This is a genomic window from Pseudomonas syringae group sp. J248-6 (assembly GCF_032586995.1).
GTDB classification, from domain to species: Bacteria; Pseudomonadota; Gammaproteobacteria; order Pseudomonadales; family Pseudomonadaceae; genus Aquipseudomonas; species Aquipseudomonas amygdali.
Genome location: NZ_JAWHOP010000006.1, coordinates 101,100 through 124,775, shown reverse-complemented (window position 1 = coordinate 124,775; position 23,676 = coordinate 101,100). Strand labels below are relative to the sequence as shown.

The following is a 23,676-nucleotide window of genomic DNA, read 5'->3' as shown; positions in this document are numbered from 1 at the left end:
GTTTAAAAATGACTCAAACCGCAGAATTTACCGGCCCGCCTTTGACGATGGCGTACATCGATCTGATCCGACCGCTTGTGGTTTTCGTTGCTGTCAGACATTTCGACAACTTCACGCAGTTGGATCTGACGATGATTGACGAAAGTACCCACCGTTTTGACAGCAGAACCTGCGGGTTCGATATCGACCCAATAGTCGCCTGGCTTCGCCCTGGGCTTGGTGTGACCGCATGAAGAAGAGTCACGAGGAGGTTTTGAAAATGGCCGAATTAACCGCGAATGTTTTGTTTACAGGCCAAGTCGCCACGCTGGTTGAGGGTGAGATCGCCGCCGACGGTAGCCCGATTTATGAATGCAGCGGCCGCCGTTATTCGGCCCCCGTGCGGATTGGCGTTATGGATAAGCACGGCAATCCGGTTCATGGCGAAAGCCTTTGGGTGGGATTGAAGGCTATAGCGCCGGAGGCTGATCAGTGAAGAAGAGTCACGGGCCAGCGTTCCGCGCTGCCCCACTTGACCTTGCCCCGTGCCAAGCCTGCCGAGGCCGAGCGGTGATCAAGGGCGTTTTTCATGAACTGGCCTGCGTGCAGTGCAACGCTTCGGGCTGGGTCGCCGCCGAAACAGGTGACGCTCTGCCGCTGGAAGTGCTGGTGACGCAGCTGAGCATGCGCCTGCAGGCCGCTGACCGGCAGATCGAACAATTGAAGCGCCCAGTGCAGATATCTGGCCTGGCTGCCCAGTACGAACAGAATAACCGCCGCGGTGCCGGTGGATCGAATTACACAGGGGATTGACCATGAAAAAGCGTACATACGTCGACAAGCCATTGGGCGACACCGAATACCTACTTGAAAACTGGGGCTCCTGGCGGATGTCTGGCATGGGCGTGCCGCGCTATGTCTCCCCGCTGGCAGCCCTGATGAATCAGTGCGCCCCAGAGCCAACTGCAATGAGTTATGTCATCACCGACGACACTGCAATGCTTGTTGATGCAGCTATCGCAAGGCTGATCGCGCGCAACCAGCAGATGGGCGACTTCATCTGGTGGTACTTCGGCTCCAAATGGACGATGGTCCGGATCGCTGAGACGCACAAGATGTCGGAGCGGTCGGCACGAGAAATCATCCGTCAAGGGGTGGCATGGCTTGACGGTGCTTTGGGGGATTTTTGCGAGGCAGCGTAAAAAGTTCTTTCAGGCCTGATAAACACCTGTTTTGATGGCACGGTGTTTAGCTGTTCCAGCGCGGCACCAGAGTAAAAAGCCCGACATTCCATTACCGAAGTCGGGCTTTCGTTTTTTATTTGGCCTTGAGCCCCCACTCTTTATCAAGCCATGCGGTCAGGTCGTCTCGTTTATGCGGGGCTTTACCTGGAGCGTCTTCAAGCTTGTGCGCTACCTTGCTTTGATTTTCATCGCTCACGGAACACCCGCGCGTTTTCAGGTAGTGGTCGATGAAGTATTCAGTTTCCCAATACTCAGTAAGGGAAACAAAGACTCTGTCGATTTTTCCGCGGTACTTTTTGTTGTCATCGCTCTTCCATACCATCACGAATTCTCTATAGGTCGTGGCAAATCGCCACGTCTCACAGATATCACATATGCTTGATTGGATCCATTTAAGTCGGTGTCAGTTGTTGTCCTGAATGGGGATCACCGATAGTTAACCGTCAAGTCAGTTTTATTCAAATATCAGGCTCGCCGTAATGGCGGGCCTTTTTCTTTTCTGGAGTAATGATGGACCCAACCGACCTTGGCCCAGGCACCGCCACCTGGCTGGGCGGCACGGGCACCATTCTGCTGGGCGGCTTCCTCTGGTTAAGGCGATTCCTCTCTAAGGATGCGACCGATCGCGCCATGGACAACGCCGACATCGGCACGGTCCGCAGACTGAATGAACTGCTCGACTCCGAACGCCTCGCCCGAAAGGACGCCGAGGCCCGTGCCGATCAGTTCGCGAAAGAACGCAACGAGCTGGCCGCCGCTGTCGGCCGCATGGAAGGGAAGATCGAAGCCCTCACCGGCCAGGTTGCCCAGCTCACCGACAAGGTAACAACGCAGAGCGCAGAGATTGCTCGACTGCGCACCAAGTTGGGGGGAATCAACTGATGGAAAGATGCGCAATCAACTTCGTCGCTCGCCATTGGTGGAGACGGGTAGAGGTTTGGCTGATAGCGGTGCTGCTGCTGGCTGGTGGTGCAATGCTGGGCTTTCAGGTCGCCGAGTGGCGGCTATCCAGCTGGTACACCGCTCAGGTCACCGAAGTTCGTCGGGGATATGACGAAGCCACCAAGCAGCGCGACATGCGCCTGAACAGGCTGGCAAACACCGCGACCGAGGCAGCCGTAAAGGTTGAGGGTGCCGCAGCTAAGGCTGAGGCAGCCGCAGGCACGGCGACCGAGGCCGCAAAGACTGCTGGCACGGCTGCTGACAAGGTCAACGAGGTACTGGAGCGGCAGATCCCGTAATGCAGCCAGCGCCGAAATGCACAGAGGTCATCATGTCCCGAAATGAAAGCTTCCATAGCTGGAACGACGGTCGCGGCCAGAGACGGGTATACGTCAATGGCAACGAAATAAATCGCGTTGTTTGGTGCGATACCCGCCTGGGTATCGCGGTGTTCATGCCATATCCCTACAAGGCAAACAGGCGATCTGGCACGGTGCTTACCCGCCGGCTTAAAGGCGTTGTGACTGTCGAGCAAGTGAGCTGATGTCTTGTAGCGGGTGTGATGCCCGACGCGAGTGGATCAAGAAGTGGAGCAAGGTGGCATATGAACGAGCACAGCAACTCTTTGTTCAGCCAGATACAAAAGCTGAACCCAAACAAGGGCGATCTACTGGTGATATACCCAGAGAAACCTATGACAAAGGAGGAGCACGAACGAGTGACCAAGAGCCTTGAGCCATTTGCTCAGCGGCTCGGGTGCAACTTGCTGGTAAGTCAACCTGGCATTCAGGTGGCTCTGCAGCCGAACGGTGCTGCGATCCTTGAGGAGATGCGCAAGCAAACTGAACTACTTCGGCTGATGACAGAGCAACAGATGCTTCTGATCAACGCCCTGAGTGAAGAAGAGCCAGAAGACCCTAATGCACCGGCCCACACTTACCTGGACGGCACACCATGCCTTTAAGGCCGCAGAAGCCATGCAATGCCCAAGGCTGCAACACATTGACCCGCAACCCTCGGTACTGTGACGCCCACAAGGATGTAGGCAAGCAGTTCGAAGTGAAGCAGCGTGAGAAGCAGCGCGAGACCAGCAGCCAGCGCGGCTACAGCTATAAGTGGCAGCAGGCACGTAAGTCCTACCTTGCCAAACATCCGCTGTGCGCTGAGTGCGAACGCCAAGGATTGGTAGTCGTGGCAACTGACCTGGATCACATCGTGCCTCACGGCGGTGACAAGGATGCCTTCTGGGTTCGATCCAACTGGCAAGGCCTGTGCCACGCATGTCATAGCAGAAAGACGGCGGCAGAGGACGGCGGATGGGGCAACCCCCAGGCTGCCCGGCGCCGATGAGCGAAACGAGAACTATTCTCGTCAGTCTTCACGAAAACGCACCACTATGGTGCGCGCATCAGTCTGGTGCGGTGGGGGCGGGTCAAAAGTCTGGTGCCTTTGGCTTCTAGACCGCGCCCTCAATCGTTTTTTTACACCCGCGAAATTAAAAATTCTGGAGTTGCGCGATGGGAGGTACCGCCACGGTCGCCGGCCGTGGTCGCAAACCCAAGCCGACCGCCAAGAAAGCACTAGCCGGAAATCCCGGTAAACGCGCGCTGAATAAGGCTGAGCCGGCTTTTTCGAAGATCACAAATGTTGATCCACCCGAATGGCTCAGCGGCCGCGCTTCGCAGATGTGGAAGATGATTGTTCCCGAGCTTCTGCGCGAAAACGTGGTCGCTATAACTGATTTACACAACGTCGAAGCGTTCTGCGTTGCATACGACAACTGGCGGATGGCGCAAGAATCAGTCCAGACCCACGGCATCGTGGTTACTGGTGCAACCGGCGGACCGATGAAAAACCCGGCACTGACCGCCGCGAACGAAACGATGCGGCAAATGGTTACGTTCGGGTCGATGCTCGGCCTTGATCCAGCCAGCCGCACACGTCTGATCGGAGGAAACAAGGAAAAAGAGACCAACGAATTCGCCGAACTATTGAGATCCTGAATGGCCAAGTCCGCCCACCCCAACGTTGATAAAGCGATGGTGTGGGGTAGGTCTCTGCTACGCGGGAAAGTGCCAGCTTGTCGCTACATCCATCAGGCAGTGCAGCGCCATTTCGACGACATGGCAGCCAGCCGCAAGCGCGGGTTCAGATTCAAGTTCGATCCGGCGAAGGCTGAGAAAAAACTCAAGCTGATTCAGCTATTGCCACATACCAAGGGTGAATGGGCGTTCAAGCGTCAGCGAATCAGCCTTGAGCCATGGCAACTTTTCGGTCTCGCCGTCACCTTCGGGTGGGTCAAGAAGAAGGGCGGGTACCGCCGGTTTCGTGAGAGCTATTGGGAGATTCCCCGCAAGAACGGAAAGTCGGTAGTTGCGGCCGGTGTCGGCATCAGCATGTTCGTTGCGGATGGTGAGTACGGCGCCGAGGTGTACGCAGGTGCCACCACTGAGAAGCAGGCTTGGGAGGTTTTCCGCCCTGCGAAACTGATGGTGGCCAAGTCACCCATGCTGGTCCAGGCGGCGGGCATCGAGGTCAACGCCTCGAACATGAATATTCCGTCCGACTTCAGTCGCTTCGAGCCACTTATTGGCGACCCTGGTGACGGCGCATCACCCAGTTGCGCGATCGTGGACGAATATCATGAGCACCGCACCTCGGCTCAGTACGACACCATGCTCACTGGTATGGGCGCCCGCCGGCAACCGCTGATGTTCATCATCACCACTTCCGGCGCCGATATCGAGGGGCCCTGCTACGACAAGCGTCGCCAGGTCATTGAGATGCTGGAGGGCACCGTCCCAGACGATGAACTGTTCGGCTGGATCTGGACGCTTGATGAGGGCGACGATTGGACCGATCCCAAGATGTTGGCCAAGGCCAACCCCAACCATGGCGTGTCTGTGTTCCAGGAGTATCTGGAAAGCCAGCAGGCTCGTGCGATTCGGTCTGCGCGTTTCACCAACACGTTCAAGACCAAGCATCTGAATCTGTGGGTCAGTGCCAAGTCCGGCTTTTTCAACATGCAGGACTGGAAGTCCTGCGAGGACACGTCGCTCACACTCGATCAATTCGAGGGGCAAGAGTGGATCGCCGGATTCGACCTTGCACGAAAGCTGGACATGAACTCGAGGGCGCGCCTGTTTTGGCGGGTGATCGACGGAAAGATTCACTACTACAGCGTGGCTCCCAAGTTTTGGGTGCCGTACGACACCGCTTATGACAGCGACAACAAGCGCATGTCCGAGCGCTTCCAAGCCTGGCTGAACTCGAAACACCTTGAGGTTACCGATGGTGCCGAGATCGATTACCACGAAATTCTTGAAGACACCAAAGAGGCGAATCAACACGCACCGCTGCGTGAATCGCCCATCGACCCGCATGGGGCTACTGGGTTGAGCCATGACCTCGATGACGAAGGTTTCAACCCGATCACCATTACCCAGAACTACACCAACATGTCCGACGCCATGAAAGAGCTGGAAGCGGCTATTACCGCTGGAAGGTTCCACCATGACGGCAATCCGATCATGACCTGGTGTATCGGCAACGTGATCGGCAAAAACATGCCCGGTAACGACGACGTAGTGCGGCCCATCAAACAGGGCGATGACAACAAGATCGATGGCGCTGTGGCACTAATCATGTCGGTCGGTCGGGCGATGATGCAAGTCATTGTCGGCGATGGCGGCGTGGACCGATTCATGGATTCAATCCGGGACCCAATATTCGAATGAACACAGCATCAATCATTTACCTGCTGACAGCAGTGCTGGGCTTTGCCCTTGCAGTGGCAGGCGTATACGTGCTGCTTGGCGTGGGTTGGGCGCTTATTGCCGCCGCTTCTTCGTGCTTCGTAGCGGCAGCTTTCATTCGAAGGGGACTGACCGTTGGCTAAGTCTTTTAAATCCGTCTTGAACGGCGCAATCAACGCGCCGCGGTCATCGATTATCGATTGGGTGGGCAGGTCTCTCTCAGGCAGCGCTTCCGGAATTTGGGCGCAAACCGTGGGCAGCACATCCGCCAACGGCAAAACCGTGACGATCAACAAAGCCATGCGCCTGGCCGCTTGCTGGTCTTGCGTGCGCCTCATCTCCGAAACGATCGCAACGCTGCCGCTCGGCCTATACCGGCGCATGCCTGATGGTGGTCGTGAGGTGGCCGGTGACAATGACCTGCATTGGATTCTCAACACCAACCCGAACAGCCGCATGACTGCTGTGCAGTTTTGGGAGGCCGTAGTAGCTTCGATGCTGCTGCGGGGTAACGCTTTTGTCGAGATCATCCGTATAAGCGGCCGGATCGTAGCGCTTGAATTCCTGCTGCCCAACCGCATGGATTTGGATGTCGCGGACAACGGCGAGATTCTTTACCGATACCGGGAAAAAAACGGGCAGCTCCGCGATATTGCTGGCAGCAACATGATGCATATCCCTGCATTCTCTCTGGATGGGCAAATCGGGCTCTCACCCATCGCCTATGGCGCAGACGTATTCGGCGCGGCAATGTCGGCAGAGGACGTTGCGAGCTCAACGTTCAAAAACGGCATGCACCAAACCGTGGCCTTTGAGGTTGATGCAACGCTGAACAAGCAGCAGCGCGACGATTTTCGTGACTATGTCCAACGCATCAGCGGGGCGATGAATGCCGGTAAATCACCGGTTTTGGAAAAGGGTGTTTCCGCCAAGGTGATTGGTATCAATCCAGTGGACGCTCAGCTGTTGGAATCTCGAGAGTACAGCGCCGAAGAGATCTGCCGCTTTTACATGGTGGACCCGACGCTGGTCGGTTACAGCGATAAGGCATCGAATTGGGGGACCGGCCTTGAGCAGAAGTTGCTTCGATTCCTGACCTTCACGCTGCGCAGCTACATGCGCCGCATCGAGGAAGGGATCAGTCGCAGTTTGCTGGCGCCTGCACAGCGCCGTCAGATTTACCCCGAGTTTTCCATCGAGGGCTTGATGCGGGCCGATAGCGCCGCACGAGCAGCGCTGTATTCGGGCATGGTGCAGAACGGCATTTACACGCGCGACGAATGCCGCATGAAGGAGAACCTGCCCAAAATGGGCGGAAATGCCGGTGTGCTAACTGTGCAAACCAACCTTTCGCCGATCGACAAACTGGGTCAGGGCGATGACGGGCAGGCCGCAAGGGCAGCTCTACAGAACTGGCTGGATCAGCCGGCAAACTCGAAGGAATAAATCATGCAACCAAAATCCAAGGCTGGCAGTTTTAACTGCGAGCTGAGCCCGCGCGCGCTCGACAGATGGAATCCCGCCATCAAAGCGGCCGTGGAGTCCACCAGCGATACCATCACCATCTACGGCGTTATTGGCCAGGACTGGTACGGGGAAGGCGTTACCGTCTCGCGTATCGACGCGGCCCTTCGCTCAATCGGCGACAAGCCAGCCACCGTGTATATCAATTCGCCAGGTGGCGACATGTTCGAGGGCCTGGCCATCTACAACCGGCTGCGCGAGCACAGCCAGCCGATCACAACCAAGGTCCTGGGCCTGGCCGCATCGGCTGCTTCGGTGATTTACATGGCCGGCGCAAAGCGGGAAGTGGCCAGCAGCGGGTTTCTCATGATCCACAACTGCTGGACGCTTGCTGTCGGCAACCGCCATGACTTGCGCGATGTAGCGAACACGATGGAAGAGTTCGACGCTGCGATGGCCGACCTTTACGCGGAAGGCAGCGGCCAGGCCGTTGCTGACATTGCCGAGATGATGGATGACGAGACGTTCATACGCGGCCGACGAGCAGTTGAGCTCGGCTTTGCAACGGCCGTTCTCTCTTCTGATGAAATCACCGAGCGTGAAGACGAGCAGGCCCAGCAGAGTAACGCGCTGAAAGCCATGGACATTGCTCTGGCAAAGGCCGGAATGGCCCGAAGCGAACGCCGCGAACTCTTCGCCAATTTCAAGTCCAGTACGCCGCGCGCTGCTGGCGGGGGTACGCAATACGCTGCCTCGTCCGATAAGCCACGCGCTGTCGAGCTGGACCTGTCACCCCTACCGAAACTCAACTTTTCCTTTCCCGTATGAGGCTTCACACAATGAAGAAATTTCGTCTGTCCCCGGCATTCTTGATGGCTGTGTTGTCCATCGCTGCCATGATCCCGCTGACCTTCGGTGCCACGCCCGAAGCAGTTATGGGTTCGCTTTTGCTGGTGGGTATCTCCACTGCGCTTGTAAAACGTGGATCCTCTCACTATCGCGGCTGGAACGCTCAGATGGGGAAAATCGGTGAGGATGACATCGAAACCCAGTACAAGCAGACCCAGGCCAACCTCAAGGACATCGGTGATCAGCTCAAGGCACATGCCGAGCAGGCGCAGAAGAATGTCGATCGCCACGAGGGCCTGAGCAAAGAAACGTCGGCCAAGGTTGACGAGTTGCTGATGAAGCAGGGCGAACTGCAGGCTCGCGTGCTTGAAGCCGAGCAAAAGCTTGTCAATGCCAATCGTGACACGCAGCGTAACGAGACCCCGAAGTCCGCTGGCGAGTTGGTTGTTACCAGCGAACACATGGAAGGCGTCAATTCGTCTTTCCGTGGCTCCCGTCGTGTTTCCGTACCTCGCGCCGCAATCACCACCACATCCGCCGGTGGCTTGGCAGCCACGGAGCGCCTGGATACCGTCGCGCTGCCGGGCATGCGTCGGGCTACCATTCGCGATCTGGTTGCCCCCGGCCAGACCGAGGCAGGCTCGCTTGAGTACGTCCGCGAGACAGGCTTTACAAACAATGCCGCGACCGTAGCGGAGGGCTCTGCAAAGCCGTATTCCGAAATTACGACCGCTTTGGTTACGGCGTCGGTTCGTACAATCGCCCACCTGTTCAAAGCGTCGCGTCAGATTCTGGATGACGCAAAGGCTTTGCAGAGCTACATCGATGCGCGCGCTCGCTATGGCTTGCTGCTCACTGAAGAGTCGCAGCTGCTGTACGGCAGCGGTGCCGGCGCAAATCTGCAAGGGCTCGTTCCGGTTGCAAACGAATACGCGTCCCCAGCTGGCTGGACCGTAACCGGCGAGCAGCGCATCGACCGGCTTCGCTTGGCCCTTTTGCAAGCTGAGCTGGCAGAGTTCCCTTCGGATGGCATCGTGCTCAACCCGACTGACTGGGCGCTGATCGAGTTGATCAAAGACAGCCAGGGTCGCTATCTGATCGGTCAACCGCAGGAAGGCACTGCGGCTCGTCTGTGGAATCGCCCGGTAGTCGCAACCCAAGCGATGAAGCAAAACGACTTCCTGGTGGGGGCTTTCAAACTCGGCGCGCAGATCTTCGACCGGATGGAAGTTGAAATATTGATTTCCACCGAGAACGACAAGGACTTCGAGAACAACATGGTCACGCTTCGCGCTGAAGAGCGCTTGGCGTTTGCCATCTACCGTACCGAAGCCTTCGTCACTGGCAAGCTCACGGCTGCCGCCGCTGCGGCTTAAGCTGCCCAACCCCTAAAGTGGCCGGCACCGCCGGCCCACCGAGGTGAGATATGTCAGATGTATTGATCAAGCCGCTGCGGGCTTACGAGGACCGCGGCATCATCCGTGATACCGACAACGAGCCTTATGCCGCGCCTGTATGGCTGGCCAAGGAACTGGAGCAACTCAAGCTTTGCAAGATCGTAGGCGAGGCTGGCGCAGCGCTGACCAACGATTCCAGTGACCGCTCGGCGCTGACGATAGCGAAGAAGGGGCAGCGCTGGATTGTTGTCGATGCTGAGGGCGCTCAGGTCGGTGACTTTATCGGCAAGAAAGAAGAGGCCGAAAGCGAGTTGGCCAAACTTTTGACCGCCACCACACCGGATCCCGCCGGCAATCCTGAAGCTGATGTTCCTAGCGAAGGACCGCCGGTTCAGGGTGAGAATTCGCCTCCGCAAACCGAGCAGCACTAACCGCCTCAGGAGTGAAACATGCCTGTTATCAGTATAGAAACGGCCATGCATCACCTGCACGCAGAATCCGAGGATCAGCCGCTCGTGGAGGAACTTCTGGGCGCCGCGGAGGAAGCTGTTATGCAGTTTTTGCAGCGGCGGTTCTATGCCGATCAGGCTGATGTCGAAAAGGTGAAGGCTGAAATCATTCAGCGCACTCAAGCCGCGAGAGCTGCATACCGGGGTGAGCTGGAGTTGGCCGACGACCCAGAAAACGTTGATATTCGCTGCCGTCTTCGCGAGCGCGCTCGCCAATCATTGTCTGAAAGCTTTGAGCAAATAGATATGGACGACTTCGGCATCGTGATCAACAAGGCCATACAGGCAGCATGCCTGCTCAAGCTGGGCAACCTCTTCGCCAACCGCGAGGAAGTGGTAATCGGTACGAATGCGACGGAGCTGCCACTGGCCTCCAAGTCGCTACTTATGCCTTACCGCATTGGGATGGGCGTGTAATGCGTGCCGGTCGGTTGCGACATCGCATTACGTTTCAGTCGCTGGGCCGACTGCAGGACCCTAAAACCGGTGAAGAGCTGGCGAGCTGGCAGACGGTTTGGGACAAGGTGCCCGCAGCGGTCGAGCCGCTGAGCGCCAGAGATTTTATTGCTGCCCAGGCCAGCCAGTCAGAGGCCACCGCGCGGATGGTGATCCGCTACCGAGCCGGTGTGCTACCGACGATGCGGATCCTGTACCGGGGTGATACCTACGACATCAAAGGCCCGGCTTTGCCCGATCCCGATTCGGGACTGGAATATCTCACCATCTTGGTGTCCAAGGGGGTCAACGATGGCTGACTCAGTGGATTTCCAGCTCGAGGGAATTGACTCCCTCGTTGGCAAGCTCGAATCGATCACTCAGGACATGAAGCGCAAAGGTGGGCGGTCGGCGCTACGTAAGGCTGCCCAGCTGGTGGCCAACAAGATGAAAGAAGGCGCGCAGCGGATAGACGACCCTGAAACAGGCCGATCTATCGCGGACAACGTCGCGCTTCGCTGGAACGGGAAATTGTTCAAGTCGAGCGGGGACCTGGGTTTCCGGGTTGGTGTTCTGCAAGGCGCTGTCCTCAAGAAGGGCGGCGACAAATCTGCGAACGCTGCGACGCCTCATTGGCGCTTGATCGAATTCGGTACTTCCAAAATGCGTGCGGATCCGTTCGCGCGAAAAGCCTTGGCCGACAACATAGCCGAGGCAACCAACACATTCATCACTGAATACGAGAAGGCCATTGACCGCGCGATTAAACGAGCGGCCAAGGCTTCAGGGGGAGCGTGATGTCGTATGCACCCATATTCGCCGTATGCGCTGCTGACGAAGGGGTAACGGCACTACTGGGCGTCAGCCCCACCAGGCTCTATCCGTTCGATGATGCGCCCGAAGGCGTGGCGAAGCCGTATGCAGTCTGGCAGGTCATCACAGGCAGCCCGGAAAACTACCTCGCAGGCCGCCCAGATATCGATGGGTTCACGTTGCAGGTTGATGTCTATGCCGCCACAGGCGCGCAGGCAAGGGCAGTGACCGACGCAATCAGTCACGCCATTGAGCTCAAAGCGTATGTGGTGCGCTGGGGCGGCGAGAGCAAAGACACCGAAACAAAGCTGTACCGGTCGAGCTTCGATATCGACTGGCTTGTGCCCAGATAGCCGAAACCCATTCATCCGGCCCGCAATGTGCGGGCTTTTTTATGTCCGACATTTGGAGAAAGCCATGTCGATTCTTACCCAAGGTACTCAGGTTTTCGCACTGGTGCCTTCCGCTACCAATCCGGCGGTTCTCGAAATCCTCGAGATCGAATGCGCCACCGCATTCAGCCCGGGCGGTAACCCAGCCGATCAGATCGAAGTCACATGCCTGAGCGATAAAGTGCGCCGCTACATGCGCGGCCTTCGCACTCCGGGTCAAGCTTCCCTGACCCTGAACGCTGATCCTCGCAGCGCATCGCACGTTCGTCTTCATCAGATTTCCGAAGACGACACCATCGAGAGCGTGGCATGGGCTGTTGGTTGGGCTGACGGGACGGCTGCTCCGAAACTGAACGCTGCCGGTGACGACTTTGAGCTGCCGACCAGTCGGACATGGTTCATCTTCGATGGCTACGTTTCTGACTTCCCGTTCGACTTCGCAGCCAACACTGTGGTGACTACGGCCGCCACCATCCAGCGTTCGGGCGGCTCCGCCTGGGTCCGCAAGACAGCCAGCGCATAAGGGATTTCCATGAAACTCAGCCTTGAAAGCTTGAGGGGCGTCGGCGCATTTACCGGCCGCCCAGTCGAGAAAGAAATCAAATGGCAGCAGGGCGGTGAAGAGATCTTCGCCACGGTGTACGTCAGGCCGATGGGGTTTCAAACGGCGATCAACGATGTGCTTTCCGCAGCCGGCAGGCTTGAGGTTCATGCCGGCCGGATCGCTGCCAGCATCTGCAACGAAGAGGGCAAGCCTGTCTTCACCGTAGATGACATCACCGGTGACGCTGATCCCGAGCGCGGCGCGCTGGACGGCAACCTGACAATGGCACTGATGAAAGCCATTGCCGAGGTCAACAACCTGGGAAAGACGAAGCCCTCTCCGACGACGAAGAGTTCTGGCACGAGCTCGTCCTCGCCGGCATCGGCGGGCGTACGATCGCGGAAGCCAAGGAAAACCTCAGCCTGATCGAGTTCAGGTCTTGGCTGAAGTACCGGGCGCTACGTGGCTCTCTGAACATCGGCATGCGGGTGGAACGCGGATCGGCATTGCTCGCAATGATGTACGCCAACGTGAATTACAAGGACGGTCCGTACAAGGTGTTCGACTTCATGCCGCATGAGGCTGAGCAACCCATCAGTCTCGAGCAGGCAATGGAGAGTTGGGCGTGAGCTGGTGACTGGTCGTCGAGGCTGATACAGTCCTCGTCTTTCTGGGGGGATCCGAAGTGGCTCTGATAAAGTGCAGGGAATGCAGTACGTTGATATCTACTCAGGCTCAGGCGTGTCCTACGTGCGGCGCGAAAGCCAAGAAGAAAACCAGTCTGTTTACGTGGTTGATGTTGTTAATTGTCGTTGTCATTGTTTACAAATCTGCTTCACCTTCTACGGCGGTAACGAGCAGCTTACCTGCTTCGGTGCAAGTGGGGGCGACGCCAGCGCTTCCGGATTTGCCCGAACAAGCTCGTCCACCAGAAGTTAGCAGCAACTGGACCGAGTCTTCATATACCGATGATTTGACTGATGCGCACGTTAAAGTAAATGGACTTAAATCGACTACATCCGTGAACTTTGCTTTTCCGTATAACTATCCTGGCGGCTCTCACCTCAGTCTGTATATCCGTAAAGGTGGCGAAACCTTTGATGCTTATTTCAAGGTTGATAAAGGGCAAATGCTTTGTCACTACTCCGACTGCGGTTTTGTAATAAGGGTCAACGGCGGGAAGCCTCAGACATGGACAGGGCTAACCAGCTCCACAGGAAACGCTGATCTGATGTTTATTCGGGATGCCAAAGCGTTTGAAAGGATTGTAAAAAGCGGCGGCTCCCTAAGGGTTGGGATCGACTTCTATCACGCTGGAAAACAGACATTTGATTTTGACCTGTCAGGATATCCAGACAGATAAGCTAACTTCACACTGACCCGCCTCGGCGGGTTTTTTTTCGCCAGGAGAAACATGAATGAGCAAGTCACTGGGCACGCTCACGCTGGATTTGGTGGCCAGGATTGGTTCGTTCACTGGCCCTCTTGATAGGGCAAGCCAGGAGGCAAAGAAACGCAACGCGGAAATCGCCAAGTCTTTTGAAAACCTGGCCAAGGGTGTGGGCGTTGCCATCGCAGCCGTCCCTGCCGCTCTGACAGGGCTGGTCACCTATACGGCAGGCAGCGCCAAGGAAATCTCCAACCTTGCAGCGCTGGCTGGTCTTGGAACAACCGAGTTCCAGAAGTACGCGGCGGGCGCGAAAACCGTTGGCGTTGAGCAGGACAAGCTCGCAGACATCTTCAAGGATACCAACGACAAGCTGGGCGACTTCTTCAATACCGGCGGCGGTGAGCTGAAGGATTTTTTTGAAGTCATTGCGCCAAAGGTCGGCGTGACAGCGGAGAGTTTCAAAAAGCTCAATAGCGCAGAAGCACTTCAGTTGTATGTTTCGACCCTTGAGAAAGCAAATGTCTCTCAGGCTGAAATGACGTTCTACATGGAAGGCATTGCTGATGAAGCGAGCGCATTGGTACCGTTGCTGCGCGCCGGGGGTAAGGAGTTCAAAGCGCTGGGCGAGGCTGCAGAGTCAGCCGGCGCTATTCTCAGCGTCGAAACAATAGCCGTATCGAAACAGTTTTCGAGTGAACTTGTTGGGCTCATGCAGAACTTGCAGGGTGCGAAAAATAAGATCGCCGAAGACTTCATGCCCGTGGTTCAGCAACTGACCAAAGATCTTAATGACACCGTGAAAGCAGGTGGCGGTGTAACAAAGGTTGTGGGGGAAATGAGCGACAAGCTCGTTACCGCAACTGCCTTTGTCGTCAGTGCTGGTGATGGAGTTACAAGAGTATTCAAGATCGTTTCGGATACCCTAGTAGGCATGTACGCGACAGCAGTCGGTTATACATCTTCGATGATGGCGGATGTCGCGGCGGGTTTGGCAAAGTTCACCATAGGCGATGTGTCCAAACAGTTCATAGCCGACAGTGCCCGCCTGCGCGATGAGGCTAAAGTGAACTTTGGCGCTGCCGCTGAGGCAGCAGCAGGGATTAAAGCAAGTCTCGAAACTCCACTCGCGGGCGATACGATTCAGAAATACATCACCGATGCGCGTGCTGCGGCGGGCGAGTACCAGCGACTGTTTGGCGGCGTTGGCTTCAGTGATCAGGGCGGAACAGGTAGCGGAGTCGACCCCAAAGCGTTGGAAGCAGCCAAGCAGGCTGCAAAAGACGCTGCGTCGGCGGCGAAGAAACTGAGCGACACCTTCAAAGGGTCAGAGACCGACCTGCAACGCCAGATCGCGCTGATCAATACAAGCGCGGATGCGCAGAAAAACGCCACGGAAGTGGACAAGATTCGCTTCGAAGTCGCATCGGGCAAGCTGGTAGGGATCAACGCAGTTCAGCAGAAGCGCCTCGAGGGCTTGGCATCGGAGCTGGATGCTCTCCAAAAACTCAAGGTAGCGAACGAGGAAGAGGCCAAGGCAGTCAGCTTCCTTGCCACACTGAAGGATGAGAACGCTGCCATTGGCGGCGGCTTCGACATGGAGCTTGCTGGCGCAGGGATGGGCGACAAGGCGCGGGACCGCCTGAAACAGGATATGGCCATTCAGGAGGATTACACCCGCAAAGCGGCCGACCTCCAGGCGCAGCGCAACTCCGGCGATATCAGCGCCGAGCTGTACGCCAAAGAGACCGGCATGCTCTCCGAAGCGCTGGCTGAACGAATGGTCATCCAGCAGGACTATTACAATCGGATTGACGAGGCCCAGTTCAACTGGATGGCGGGCGTCAGTGATGCCTGGCAGAACTACGTTGATGCGGCCGAAGACTACTCGGCGATCGCGGCTGATTTCGTGTCTGGCAGCCTGGATGATTTGACCGGCGGCCTCGGCAATGTGTTCTCCGACGTAGTTACCGGTGCAAAGGATGCTTCGGACGCTATTGCCGACTTCGCCGGGAATATGGCCAAGTCGATGATCAACGCTCTGAGCGACATGGCGGCGCAGTGGTTGATCTATCAGGGTATTCAATTGCTCGTTGGTAAAAGCGGCCAATCGGCGGCGGCCACCGGCTTGATTGCCAATGCTCAAGCGGCATCGGCTCAGGCAGCGCTGAACGCTTACGCATCGACTGCCGGTATTCCTCTGGTCGGTCCTGCTCTTGCTCCAGCTGCTGCGCTTGCAGCGACTGCGGCAACTGCACCAATGGTTGCCGCCGTATCTGTGTCAGCCCTTGCCGGTATGGCTCACAACGGTATGGACAACATCCCGAAGGAAGGCACCTGGCTGCTTGATGGTGGTGAGCGCGTGCTCAACCCGAACCAGAACCGCGACCTGACCAAGTACCTGGCTGACAAGTCTGGCTCCGGCGGTGGCGGCGGGCCTTCGTTCACCATCAATGCACCAGTGAATGTGCAGGCTCAGCCGGGCATGACTGATGCCGACGCGGCCAGGCAGGGTTCGGCGATTTCGTCGGCGCTCGAGGCTCAGCTCGGACAGTTCTTGGATAGAGAAATGCGTCAGGGCGGACGTCTGTGGAGGCGCACGTAATGGCTGAAACATTCGATTTTGATGTACAGGTCGGCGCGTCCGGTGATGTGAAGCAGCGTACCTGGTCGAACGAGTTCGGCGACGGTTACACCCAGGCAGGCGGTGTCGGTATCAACACCAAGTCGCAAGCGTGGGATGTGACGGTGACCGGGCGGTTCGGCGCTGGCCAGAAACTTCAACAGGTCCAGGACTTTCTGGACCGACATGAGGGATTTAAGTCATTCCTCTGGACACCTCCAGGCAGCGGGCAGGGCCGGTACGCGTCGAACGGCTACAAGCTGTCGACCATCGGCAACGGTCTTCACTCACTGTCCACGAACTTCAGGCAAACATTCAAACCATGAAACGACATGACGCGGCAGGGCCGCCGGAGGCGAGAATGGGCGATCTATCAGATTGGCTCGAAAGTGAGAGTCTCGCAAACCTTGCAAGATACGCAGGCCGACCTGCAGAGCATTTGCGTTGCGTAATAGTCACCAAAGCTATGAAGGATGCGGCAATGGAGTACGTTTATAGCTTGCACGACCAAAATATAACGGTCTTCATGCTGGACGACATTTACAGGATCATGTCAGCTCTTCATCCGGAAGATCTGGAAGGCCAAGCAGAGCTTCCTTCACCCGCTCATACGTGTCATCAAACGATTCAAGCGCCTTTTCCTTCACGAAGCTAGGAACGTCAGGAGCTGATAGTGCTGCGATTGTCATCATCAAAGTGTTGACGTGAAACAGGCCAAGTGAGATTGATTTGAGCGCCTGAAGGGTGAACAGCTGTGTCCCGGCAGCGTTTCCGTGGTTCATGCTCAAGAAGTTGGTGGCCGTTGCGGACTCTTCACCTTCCGGTGATAAACCCCAATGCCAGTGAGCAATGACGTTTCGAGCGTTTGAGAGCTTTCGGTAGTCAGCTACACATGAATCAATACGCGAAAGGAGGGCTGGGTAAATCAGTGACTCGTTCGACCTACGGAACGCAATGAGCAAATCAAGCAGCGCCCCAGCTTTGAGCTTCAGTGATCGAGTAACTACAACGGACTGACTTTCTTTCAGTCCGGAAATCGCTGCGAAAAGACCGTATAGCCCTTGATCGCATAACGCATGGTTTATCACAACCTGACCAATTTCTTGCTTCATTGCATCGCTAGGGCCGGCAAGATAGCCGTACTGTGCATTCACATCGACCTCCTGGTCATAAACGCGCCGAAATTGGCGCTATCCCAGTCCTTGGGTTTGCAGGCTAAGGACAGGGAGATAGCTCATCGAAGCCGGCGCTTAACGTACAGGCTGGACATCGTGGATGAGATTCCACTCGTCGGCGACATCACATAAATCGCTCTGATTTGAGCGTTTGATTTTTTCGATTAGATCATCAAGGCCGCGCTGATCGACATTAGCTCGTGCGCTTTTTTTTGGGTTTTGCAATGGAATTAGGATGTCGCAAATGCTTCGCGCAGGCAGCTTTGTGTCTTCCAGCTCTTTCTTTAATACTTCCCGCCCTGCTTGGCGTTCATCATGGGCATGGCCGACTTTTTGCGTGCCGCGTTTGATGCGTTGAGCTCTATCCACATTCGCTTGGTTCATGTCGTCCCTTTGTTTCAGCAATCCGTCGGAGGCAGAACGCTACTACTCCGCACACAGCCCCGCCACTGGCATTCCATCCACGCTGTATGGGTGGACAGTTTCAGATATCGACACCTCAAACCCCTGACCCCGCCAAGTGCGGGGTTTTTCGTAGGTAACCACCATGATTTACAGTGCGGACATCCAGAAACTGGAGCCCGGCAACCAGATTCGTCTGTACGAACTGGATGCCACACGGCTTGGTGCCACGCTCTGGCGCTTCCACGGGCACGAGCATGAAGGCGACATCATCTGGCAGGGCCAGCTGTATTCCCCGATCCAGATCGAGGCCAGCGGCTTCGACATTCGCGGCGACGGCCGGCCAGCTACGCCAAAGCTCAGGCTGGCCAACGAACTGTCGGGTGTACCGCGTGCAGTTTCGGCGCTATGCCTTCAGTTCAAGGATCTGGCCGGCGCGAGCTTCAAGGTGATCGAGACGTTCAAGCACTTCCTTGATGCGGCGAACTTCGACGGGGGCAACCCAGATGCCGCAGACCAGTGCCGCACCAGCCTGTGGAGAATCGAGCAGAAGACCGAAGAGAACTTTTCGGCTGTCGGTTTCGAGCTTTCCAGCCCCATCGACATGGAAGGCCAGCAGCTTCCGTCCCAGCAGATCACCAAGCTGTGCCGGTGGGCCATGCGTGGTCAGTACCGCCAGGAGGCATGCGCGTACACCGGCACTGCGATGTTCGATAAGAAGAACGAACCCACTGACAACCCAGCGCTGGATCGCTGCGGGGGCTGGTGGAGCAGTTGCAAGTTGCGCGGCAATACCCGCCGGTTCGGCGGCTCAATGGGCGCAAGCCTGATCGCCAAGGGGTAACCATGCGAATCAATCAAAAGCTTCAGGACGCCATGCGGGCGCACGCCGAGCAGTCACACCCGGCCGAGGCCTGCGGGCTGCTGATCAAGACGGATGCCGGACGTGAGTACGTACCGTGCGGCAACGTGGCCACCAACCCGCTGCAGCACTTCCTAATCGACAAGCACGACGCTGCGGCGGCAGAAGACAGGGGCGAGGTGCTGGCCATCGTGCACAGCCACCCGGACCGCGCCGCCACGCCGAGCATGACCGATCTGGTCAGCTGTGAGCTGCACGAATTGCCTTGGGCGATTGTGGGCTGGCCCGGCGGTGACATTCAATGGTTCAAGCCCAGCGGGTTCCAGGCCCCGTTGCTGGGCCGGGACTTCTCGCACGGTCTGCTTGATTGCTGGTCGGCCTGCCGTGACTGGTACGCCCGCGAGGCCTCACTGCCTCTGCCGAACTTCGAACGTAAGGAACTCTGGTGGGAAGATCCGGACAGCCCCAGCCACTACGAAGAGAACTACGAGGCCTGCGGGTTCGTCAGGGTCGAGCAGCCTCAGCGCGGCGACCTGCTGGTGTTTCAGATCCCGACAGTGGGCAGGGCCTGCCACTTCCCGAATCACGCAGCTATCTACCTCGGCTCGGACGCCAGCCTGCAAAGCGAGGACGCGCCTGCACTGGGCGGTTCTGGTCCGTTCATCTACCACCACATGCCCGGTCGCCTGGCTGCCCGTGAGGTCTACGGCTGGTCGATGGCCAACCGCGTGAAACTGATCCTGCGACACAAGGAATACACCCCATGACCATGCGCACCATCAAGTTGTACGGCGTGCTGCGCAAGCACTTCGGGCGCGAGTACCGCATCGACGTGCACAGCGTGCGTGACGCCGTGAACGCGCTGTGCGCGATGAAGCCTGGCTTCGAGAAGTTTCTGCGGACCGGCGAAGAGCGCGGCTTGGTGTTCAGCGTCTTCTGCGGCAAGCGCAACGCTGGCGAAGCCGAATTCGACATGCAGGGCAGCGACACCAGTGATATCCGCATCGTGCCGCTGATTCAAGGCAGCAAGCAGGCCGGTCTGTTTCAGGTCGTGCTCGGTGTGGCGTTGGTGGTTGCTGGCGCTTTTACGGGCGGCCTCAGCTCCGGCGTTGGTATGGCGCTTCTTGCTGGTGGTGCAGCCGTCGGCCTGGGCGGTGTCGTGCAGATGCTTTCACCCACGACCACTGCCAGCGTCGGCAGCAACAACGATGATGGAAACAACCCCAGCTATGGCTTTGGGGGCGCGGTGACCACCGTTGCCCAAGGCAATCCCTATCCCGTGCTCTACGGCGAACGAGAGATCGGCGGTGCCGTCGAGTCAGGCGGGATTTACACACAAGATCAGGTTTGATCATCAGGTAACACCAGACCCGCTTCGGCGGGTTTTCTTTTTTCTGGGGGTGGTATGGGAAGTGCGGTAGCAGCGCGAAGCATTCGCGGGAGCAAGGGCGGCGAGTCCACACAGAAGCAGCCGACGATTGCGTTAAACAGCACAGCTTCCATTGCCACCGCGCGCATCGTCTATCTGTGGAGCTGGGGACCCATTGTTGGCCCGGTGGACGGCCTGCGTTCAGTGAAGCTCGACGGAACGCCGCTAATGGCCGAGGACGGCACTGTCAACTTCCCGGGCGTGAAGTGGCAGTTTCGCAATGGCGAGCTGAACCAACAGCGTCTTGAGGGAATTGCCGAGTCGAGCAACGAAGTCGACGTAAACCAGCAGCTGCTCAGCACCACGCCTTATCTGCGCTCCATCAACAATCCGGTGCTTGACGCGCTTCGTGTGCGTTTCAGCTGGCCGCAGCTCCAGTCGCAAGACCAGAGCGGCAACATCAACGGCGTACGAATCGATTATGCGATTGACCTGGCCACTGACGGCGGGCCTTTTGTTCAGGTGCTGGCGGACTACGTAGACCGCAAGAACGTCACCAAATATGAGCGCAGCCATCGGCTTAACCTGCCTGCGGGCAGCCGCTGGACGATGCGCGTACGCCGGATCACACCAGAAGCCAACAGCTCGCTGGTTCAGGACGCGATGTTCGTCGAGGCGGTGGCCGAGGTCGTAGACAGCGATCAGGAATTCCCACTCACCGCTGTGGGCTGTGTTGAGTATGACGCCCAGCAGTTTGGCGGCGATATCGCCAAGATTGCAGTGCTGATGCGCGGGCGCATCGTGCGTGTACCCACCAACTACTACCCGGAGACGCGGACCTATGCCACGTCTGGCGCAGGCACCAGTAACGGGATATGGGACGGTACGTTCAAAGAGGCCTACACGAACAACCCGGCCTGGGTGTGCTACGACCTGGCGCTGAACCCTTACTACGGCCTCGGGCACCGGATCGATGCCACGATGGTGGACCGCTGGAATCTCTACCGCATTGCTCAGTATTGCGACCAGATGGTGCCGAACGGCATGGGCGGCATGCACCCCCGAATGACTTGCAACATCTACCTGCAAAAGCAGGCGGATGCCTATGCGGTACTGCAGGACCTGTCGGCCATCTTCCACGGCATGAGCACATGGGATGGCAGTCAGATCACGTTCAACGCCGACATGCCAGGCGACCCGGTCTACACCTACAACCCGTCGCAGATCCTGAACAATGGTGAAATCCAGTATTCGGGCACCCGGGCGCGCGACCGCCACAACCTGGCAATGGTGACGTGGGACAACCCGGACCAGAGTTTTGCGACGGACAAAGAGCCGGTCTTTGATGACGTGGCGATGGCCGAATCTGGATCGGTCAACGAACTGTCGGTGGACGCCTACGGCTGCACTTCACTCGGGCAGGCGCAGCGTGCTGGCCAGTATGCGCTGATCACCGAACAGACGCAGACAAGGCCCGCGACCTTCCGCGTCGGCCTGGATGGCGGCATTCCGAAGACAGGGCAGATCATTGCCGTGGCTGATCCAATGCTGGCCGGTCGTGCGAACGGCGGGCGGATCAGTACGGTGGCGGGGCGCGTCATCACCGTTGACCGTGACATCGATCTTCCGACCGGTGCCAAGCTGCGGGTGAACCTGCCCAGCGGCAAGACCGAGGCACGGGTTATCACCTCGCTCACCGGACGACGGGTAACTGTCGCCGCCAGCTTCAGCGAAGTGCCAGAAGCCGAATGCGGATGGATACTCGAGTACGACGACCTGAAAACCATGCAGTTTCTGGTGCGCAACATCACGCGCCCGGAATGGCACCAGTACCAGCTCGAGTGCATCCAGCACGAACCGAGCAAGTTTGACGCCATCGACTTCGGCGCTGTGGTGGATATCCGCCCAATCAGCGGCATTCCAGTGGGCGTGCAGGCTGCGCCGGGCGCTGTGTTTGTGACTCAGCACGTCGTGATCGAGCAGGGTATTGCCGTCACCAACATGACCATCAGCTGGGACGCTGCGCCAGGCGCGGTTGCGTATGACGTGGAATGGCGCTGGGGCTCGCGCGAGTGGGTAAAGGTGCCGCGCACTGGCGAGCAGTCGGTGGATGTGCCGGGTATCTATTCCGGTCAGTACATGGCCAGGGTGCGCGCTGTCAGCGCTTTGAATGTGTCGTCGCTGCCTGCTACGTCGCTGCTGACGAACTTGCAGGGCAAGACCAGCTTGCCGCCCGCCGTAGCTTCACTGACTGCCACGTCGCTGCTGTTCGGCATCGCGCTCAAGTGGACTTTTCCGCCAGGCGCAGAGGACACGCAGCGCACTGAAATCTGGTACAGCCAGACGACCGACCTGGCCAAGGCCACAAAGCTTAGCGACCTGGCTTACCCGCAGTCTGAATACATCATGCAAGGCCTGCTGGCGGGCGTGACTTTCTTCTTCTGGGCGCGCTTGGTGGACAGGACCGGCAATGTGGGGCCGTGGTATCCGACCGGTATAGGCGTGATGGGACAGACCAGCAGTGATGCTGGACCGATTCTTGAAATGATCGCCGGTCAGATAGGAGAAACCGAGCTTGGCCAGGGCTTGCTGGACAAGATTGACGGCCTGCAAGGCCAGATCGATGCACTGGATGGCCTCAAGGCTTACGACCCAGACCTGACCTATGAAAAAGGTCAGATGGTCGTTGTTGACGGTCGGATCTATCAAGCAGAGCAGGCGGTGCCGGTCAACACTTCGCCGCCCAATGCCGCTTACTGGGAGGACGTCGGCGACCTGCTCCAGACCGCCAACGGCCTTGCCGGGCAGGTGGCAACCCATAGCAACGAGATATCAGAGCTGGAAGGCGTGATCACGGCACAGGCCACGAGCACGCAGTCCCTGAGCGCTGCCTACCGTGAGGATGACGGGGAAGGGGACCTTCAAGGAGCCCTGAAGCTGTGGGACACCCAGGCTGCCTACAGTCGCGAGGTCGTGGTTCGGGCGAGTCAAAATGATGCGCTGGTCACCGCTACCGAGACGCTACAGGCTACCGTCGGTTCGAACACTGCAGCAGTCCAGCAAACCAGTCAGGCAGTGGCCAGTCTGGATGGAAGGCTCTCGGCTTCTTACACGGTGAAGCTGCAGGTCACGTCGAACGGACAATACGTAATGGCCGCGATCGCCGCCGGTATTGAAAGTGTCGGTGGCATTGTGCAAAGCCAGATCCTCATGTCGGCGGACCGGTTCGCATTGGTCAATTCGTTGGCTGGCGGGGCGATCTCGACACCATTCGTTGCCCAGAACGGCCAGCTGTTCCTGGGGCCTACGTTCATCATGGACGGCACGATCACCAACGCCAAGATCGGCAGTTTCATCAGCTCGACCGACTACGTGGCCGGGCAGCGCGGATGGATCTTGCGCAAGGATGGGACGCTGGAGATCAATGGATCAGGCGCTGCTGGCGGCAGGCTGGTGGTCACCAACAGATCGGTACGCGTGTACGACGCCAACAACGTCAAGCGTGTGCAGTTGGGAGACCTCAGCGAATGAGCAA

General features: G+C 57.7%; 32 protein-coding genes. 28 read left to right on the top strand and 4 right to left on the bottom strand.

From position 1 onward, the window contains the following. Nucleotides 1-8 precede the first annotated feature (8 nt). Genes RYC17_RS10465 through RYC17_RS10450 form a run of 4 tightly spaced genes read left to right on the top strand, consistent with a single transcriptional unit; the run spans nucleotide 9 to nucleotide 1,181 of the window. Nucleotides 9-233: a hypothetical protein gene (locus RYC17_RS10465; protein ID WP_316902984.1), complete on the top strand. Its 225-nt coding sequence runs from the start codon at nucleotides 9-11 to the stop codon at nucleotides 231-233. Then, nucleotides 230-475, top strand: coding sequence for a hypothetical protein (locus RYC17_RS10460; protein ID WP_058401086.1), 246 nt, complete (start codon nucleotides 230-232; stop codon nucleotides 473-475). Before RYC17_RS10465 ends, RYC17_RS10460 begins: the two co-directional genes overlap by 4 nt. Next, nucleotides 472-792, top strand: a complete 321-nt coding sequence (locus tag RYC17_RS10455; protein ID WP_058401087.1) for a hypothetical protein — start codon at nucleotides 472-474, stop codon at nucleotides 790-792. The genes RYC17_RS10460 and RYC17_RS10455 overlap by 4 nt, the downstream gene beginning before the upstream one ends. A 2-nt stretch (nucleotides 793-794) precedes the next feature. After that, nucleotides 795-1,181 carry an antiterminator Q family protein gene (locus RYC17_RS10450; protein ID WP_189659289.1) on the top strand — a complete coding sequence of 129 codons (387 nt, stop codon included), beginning with the start codon at nucleotides 795-797 and terminating at the stop codon, nucleotides 1,179-1,181. A 115-nt stretch (nucleotides 1,182-1,296) separates the two neighbouring features. Here the strand turns inward: RYC17_RS10450 and RYC17_RS10445 are convergent, their stop codons facing one another. Next, nucleotides 1,297-1,548 (bottom strand): hypothetical protein, encoded by a 252-nt coding sequence (locus RYC17_RS10445; RefSeq protein WP_316902980.1) that lies wholly within the window; start codon nucleotides 1,546-1,548, stop codon nucleotides 1,297-1,299. A gap of 185 nt (nucleotides 1,549-1,733) precedes the next feature. On the opposite strand from RYC17_RS10445, the gene RYC17_RS10440 reads away from it, so the two are divergent. From RYC17_RS10440 to RYC17_RS10415, 6 genes are all read left to right on the top strand, one after another. Then, a complete protein-coding gene (locus tag RYC17_RS10440) occupies nucleotides 1,734-2,105 on the top strand; it encodes a chemotaxis protein (protein WP_096137009.1) in 372 nt (123 codons plus the stop codon). Next, entirely contained in the window at nucleotides 2,105-2,464 is a 360-nt protein-coding gene (locus RYC17_RS10435; protein WP_316902977.1) for a hypothetical protein, read from the top strand. The genes RYC17_RS10440 and RYC17_RS10435 overlap by 1 nt, the downstream gene beginning before the upstream one ends. 305 nt (nucleotides 2,465-2,769) lie before the next feature. Continuing rightward, nucleotides 2,770-3,129, top strand: a complete 360-nt coding sequence (locus RYC17_RS10430; protein WP_316902975.1) for a hypothetical protein — start codon at nucleotides 2,770-2,772, stop codon at nucleotides 3,127-3,129. A gap of 38 nt (nucleotides 3,130-3,167) precedes the next feature. Then, nucleotides 3,168-3,515, top strand: coding sequence for an HNH endonuclease (locus RYC17_RS10425; RefSeq protein ID WP_410478455.1), 348 nt, complete (start codon nucleotides 3,168-3,170; stop codon nucleotides 3,513-3,515). Between the two features lie 167 nt (nucleotides 3,516-3,682). Beyond that, nucleotides 3,683-4,168, top strand: a complete 486-nt coding sequence (locus RYC17_RS10420) for a phage terminase small subunit P27 family (RefSeq protein ID WP_057420837.1) — start codon at nucleotides 3,683-3,685, stop codon at nucleotides 4,166-4,168. Further along, on the top strand, nucleotides 4,169-5,902 hold the full coding sequence (locus RYC17_RS10415) for a terminase large subunit (RefSeq protein WP_057420836.1): 1,734 nt from the start codon (nucleotides 4,169-4,171) through the stop codon (nucleotides 5,900-5,902). 8 nt (nucleotides 5,903-5,910) lie between these two features. Here RYC17_RS10415 and RYC17_RS10410 read toward each other — a convergent pair whose 3' ends face one another. Beyond that, nucleotides 5,911-6,222, bottom strand: coding sequence for a hypothetical protein (locus RYC17_RS10410; protein ID WP_316903113.1), 312 nt, complete (start codon nucleotides 6,220-6,222; stop codon nucleotides 5,911-5,913). On the opposite strand from RYC17_RS10410, the gene RYC17_RS10405 reads away from it, so the two are divergent. From RYC17_RS10405 to RYC17_RS10340, 14 genes are all read left to right on the top strand, one after another. Next, entirely contained in the window at nucleotides 6,221-7,366 is a 1,146-nt protein-coding gene (locus RYC17_RS10405; protein ID WP_005747050.1) for a phage portal protein, read from the top strand. The two genes, RYC17_RS10410 and RYC17_RS10405, sit on opposite strands and share 2 nt — an antisense overlap. 3 nt (nucleotides 7,367-7,369) lie before the next feature. Continuing rightward, nucleotides 7,370-8,212: a head maturation protease, ClpP-related gene (locus tag RYC17_RS10400; RefSeq protein ID WP_054986379.1), complete on the top strand. Its 843-nt coding sequence runs from the start codon at nucleotides 7,370-7,372 to the stop codon at nucleotides 8,210-8,212. Nucleotides 8,213-8,223: 11 nt separating this feature from the next. After that, a complete protein-coding gene (locus RYC17_RS10395) occupies nucleotides 8,224-9,609 on the top strand; it encodes a phage major capsid protein (RefSeq protein ID WP_316902969.1) in 1,386 nt (461 codons plus the stop codon). Between the two features lie 50 nt (nucleotides 9,610-9,659). Further along, nucleotides 9,660-10,061 (top strand): hypothetical protein, encoded by a 402-nt coding sequence (locus tag RYC17_RS10390; RefSeq protein ID WP_316902966.1) that lies wholly within the window; start codon nucleotides 9,660-9,662, stop codon nucleotides 10,059-10,061. 18 nt (nucleotides 10,062-10,079) lie between these two features. After that, on the top strand, nucleotides 10,080-10,556 hold the full coding sequence (locus tag RYC17_RS10385) for a head-tail connector protein (RefSeq protein ID WP_316902964.1): 477 nt from the start codon (nucleotides 10,080-10,082) through the stop codon (nucleotides 10,554-10,556). Continuing rightward, a complete protein-coding gene (locus tag RYC17_RS10380; RefSeq protein WP_316902963.1) occupies nucleotides 10,556-10,894 on the top strand; it encodes a phage head closure protein in 339 nt (112 codons plus the stop codon). Before RYC17_RS10385 ends, RYC17_RS10380 begins: the two co-directional genes overlap by 1 nt. Further along, a complete protein-coding gene (locus RYC17_RS10375) occupies nucleotides 10,887-11,372 on the top strand; it encodes an HK97-gp10 family putative phage morphogenesis protein (RefSeq protein ID WP_003370677.1) in 486 nt (161 codons plus the stop codon). Before RYC17_RS10380 ends, RYC17_RS10375 begins: the two co-directional genes overlap by 8 nt. Further along, complete coding sequence (locus tag RYC17_RS10370; protein ID WP_003370680.1) at nucleotides 11,372-11,740, top strand: DUF3168 domain-containing protein; 369 nt, start codon at nucleotides 11,372-11,374, stop codon at nucleotides 11,738-11,740. The genes RYC17_RS10375 and RYC17_RS10370 overlap by 1 nt, the downstream gene beginning before the upstream one ends. Nucleotides 11,741-11,804: 64 nt before the next feature. Next, complete coding sequence (locus RYC17_RS10365) at nucleotides 11,805-12,302, top strand: phage tail tube protein (RefSeq protein ID WP_005747041.1); 498 nt, start codon at nucleotides 11,805-11,807, stop codon at nucleotides 12,300-12,302. A gap of 9 nt (nucleotides 12,303-12,311) precedes the next feature. Next, on the top strand, nucleotides 12,312-12,749 hold the full coding sequence (locus RYC17_RS10360; RefSeq protein ID WP_316902960.1) for a phage tail assembly chaperone family protein, TAC: 438 nt from the start codon (nucleotides 12,312-12,314) through the stop codon (nucleotides 12,747-12,749). Between the two features lie 56 nt (nucleotides 12,750-12,805). Further along, nucleotides 12,806-12,952, top strand: coding sequence for a hypothetical protein (locus tag RYC17_RS10355; RefSeq protein ID WP_316902958.1), 147 nt, complete (start codon nucleotides 12,806-12,808; stop codon nucleotides 12,950-12,952). Between the two features lie 89 nt (nucleotides 12,953-13,041). Then, the gene (locus RYC17_RS10350) at nucleotides 13,042-13,686 is read left to right on the top strand and encodes a hypothetical protein (protein WP_316902956.1); all 645 of its coding nucleotides are present in this window, start codon (nucleotides 13,042-13,044) and stop codon (nucleotides 13,684-13,686) included. Between the two features lie 55 nt (nucleotides 13,687-13,741). Continuing rightward, a complete protein-coding gene (locus RYC17_RS10345; RefSeq protein ID WP_316902954.1) occupies nucleotides 13,742-16,315 on the top strand; it encodes a phage tail tape measure protein in 2,574 nt (857 codons plus the stop codon). Next, nucleotides 16,315-16,659: a phage tail protein gene (locus RYC17_RS10340; RefSeq protein ID WP_316902952.1), complete on the top strand. Its 345-nt coding sequence runs from the start codon at nucleotides 16,315-16,317 to the stop codon at nucleotides 16,657-16,659. The genes RYC17_RS10345 and RYC17_RS10340 overlap by 1 nt, the downstream gene beginning before the upstream one ends. A gap of 222 nt (nucleotides 16,660-16,881) precedes the next feature. Here the strand turns inward: RYC17_RS10340 and RYC17_RS10335 are convergent, their stop codons facing one another. Both RYC17_RS10335 and RYC17_RS10330 read right to left on the bottom strand, forming a co-directional pair. Further along, nucleotides 16,882-17,487 carry a hypothetical protein gene (locus RYC17_RS10335; protein WP_316902950.1) on the bottom strand — a complete coding sequence of 202 codons (606 nt, stop codon included), beginning with the start codon at nucleotides 17,485-17,487 and terminating at the stop codon, nucleotides 16,882-16,884. Nucleotides 17,488-17,583: 96 nt separating this feature from the next. Continuing rightward, entirely contained in the window at nucleotides 17,584-17,892 is a 309-nt protein-coding gene (locus RYC17_RS10330) for a hypothetical protein (protein WP_316902948.1), read from the bottom strand. A 163-nt stretch (nucleotides 17,893-18,055) separates the two neighbouring features. On the opposite strand from RYC17_RS10330, the gene RYC17_RS10325 reads away from it, so the two are divergent. Genes RYC17_RS10325 through RYC17_RS10310 form a run of 4 tightly spaced genes read left to right on the top strand, consistent with a single transcriptional unit; the run spans nucleotide 18,056 to nucleotide 23,672 of the window. After that, complete coding sequence (locus RYC17_RS10325; RefSeq protein ID WP_005747034.1) at nucleotides 18,056-18,754, top strand: phage minor tail protein L; 699 nt, start codon at nucleotides 18,056-18,058, stop codon at nucleotides 18,752-18,754. Between the two features lie 2 nt (nucleotides 18,755-18,756). Next, on the top strand, nucleotides 18,757-19,539 hold the full coding sequence (locus tag RYC17_RS10320) for a C40 family peptidase (protein WP_316902946.1): 783 nt from the start codon (nucleotides 18,757-18,759) through the stop codon (nucleotides 19,537-19,539). Next, on the top strand, nucleotides 19,536-20,123 hold the full coding sequence (locus tag RYC17_RS10315) for a tail assembly protein (RefSeq protein ID WP_005747032.1): 588 nt from the start codon (nucleotides 19,536-19,538) through the stop codon (nucleotides 20,121-20,123). The genes RYC17_RS10320 and RYC17_RS10315 overlap by 4 nt, the downstream gene beginning before the upstream one ends. 54 nt (nucleotides 20,124-20,177) lie before the next feature. After that, nucleotides 20,178-23,672 carry a host specificity protein J gene (locus RYC17_RS10310; RefSeq protein ID WP_316902943.1) on the top strand — a complete coding sequence of 1,165 codons (3,495 nt, stop codon included), beginning with the start codon at nucleotides 20,178-20,180 and terminating at the stop codon, nucleotides 23,670-23,672. The last annotated feature ends 4 nt before the right edge of the window (nucleotides 23,673-23,676 follow it).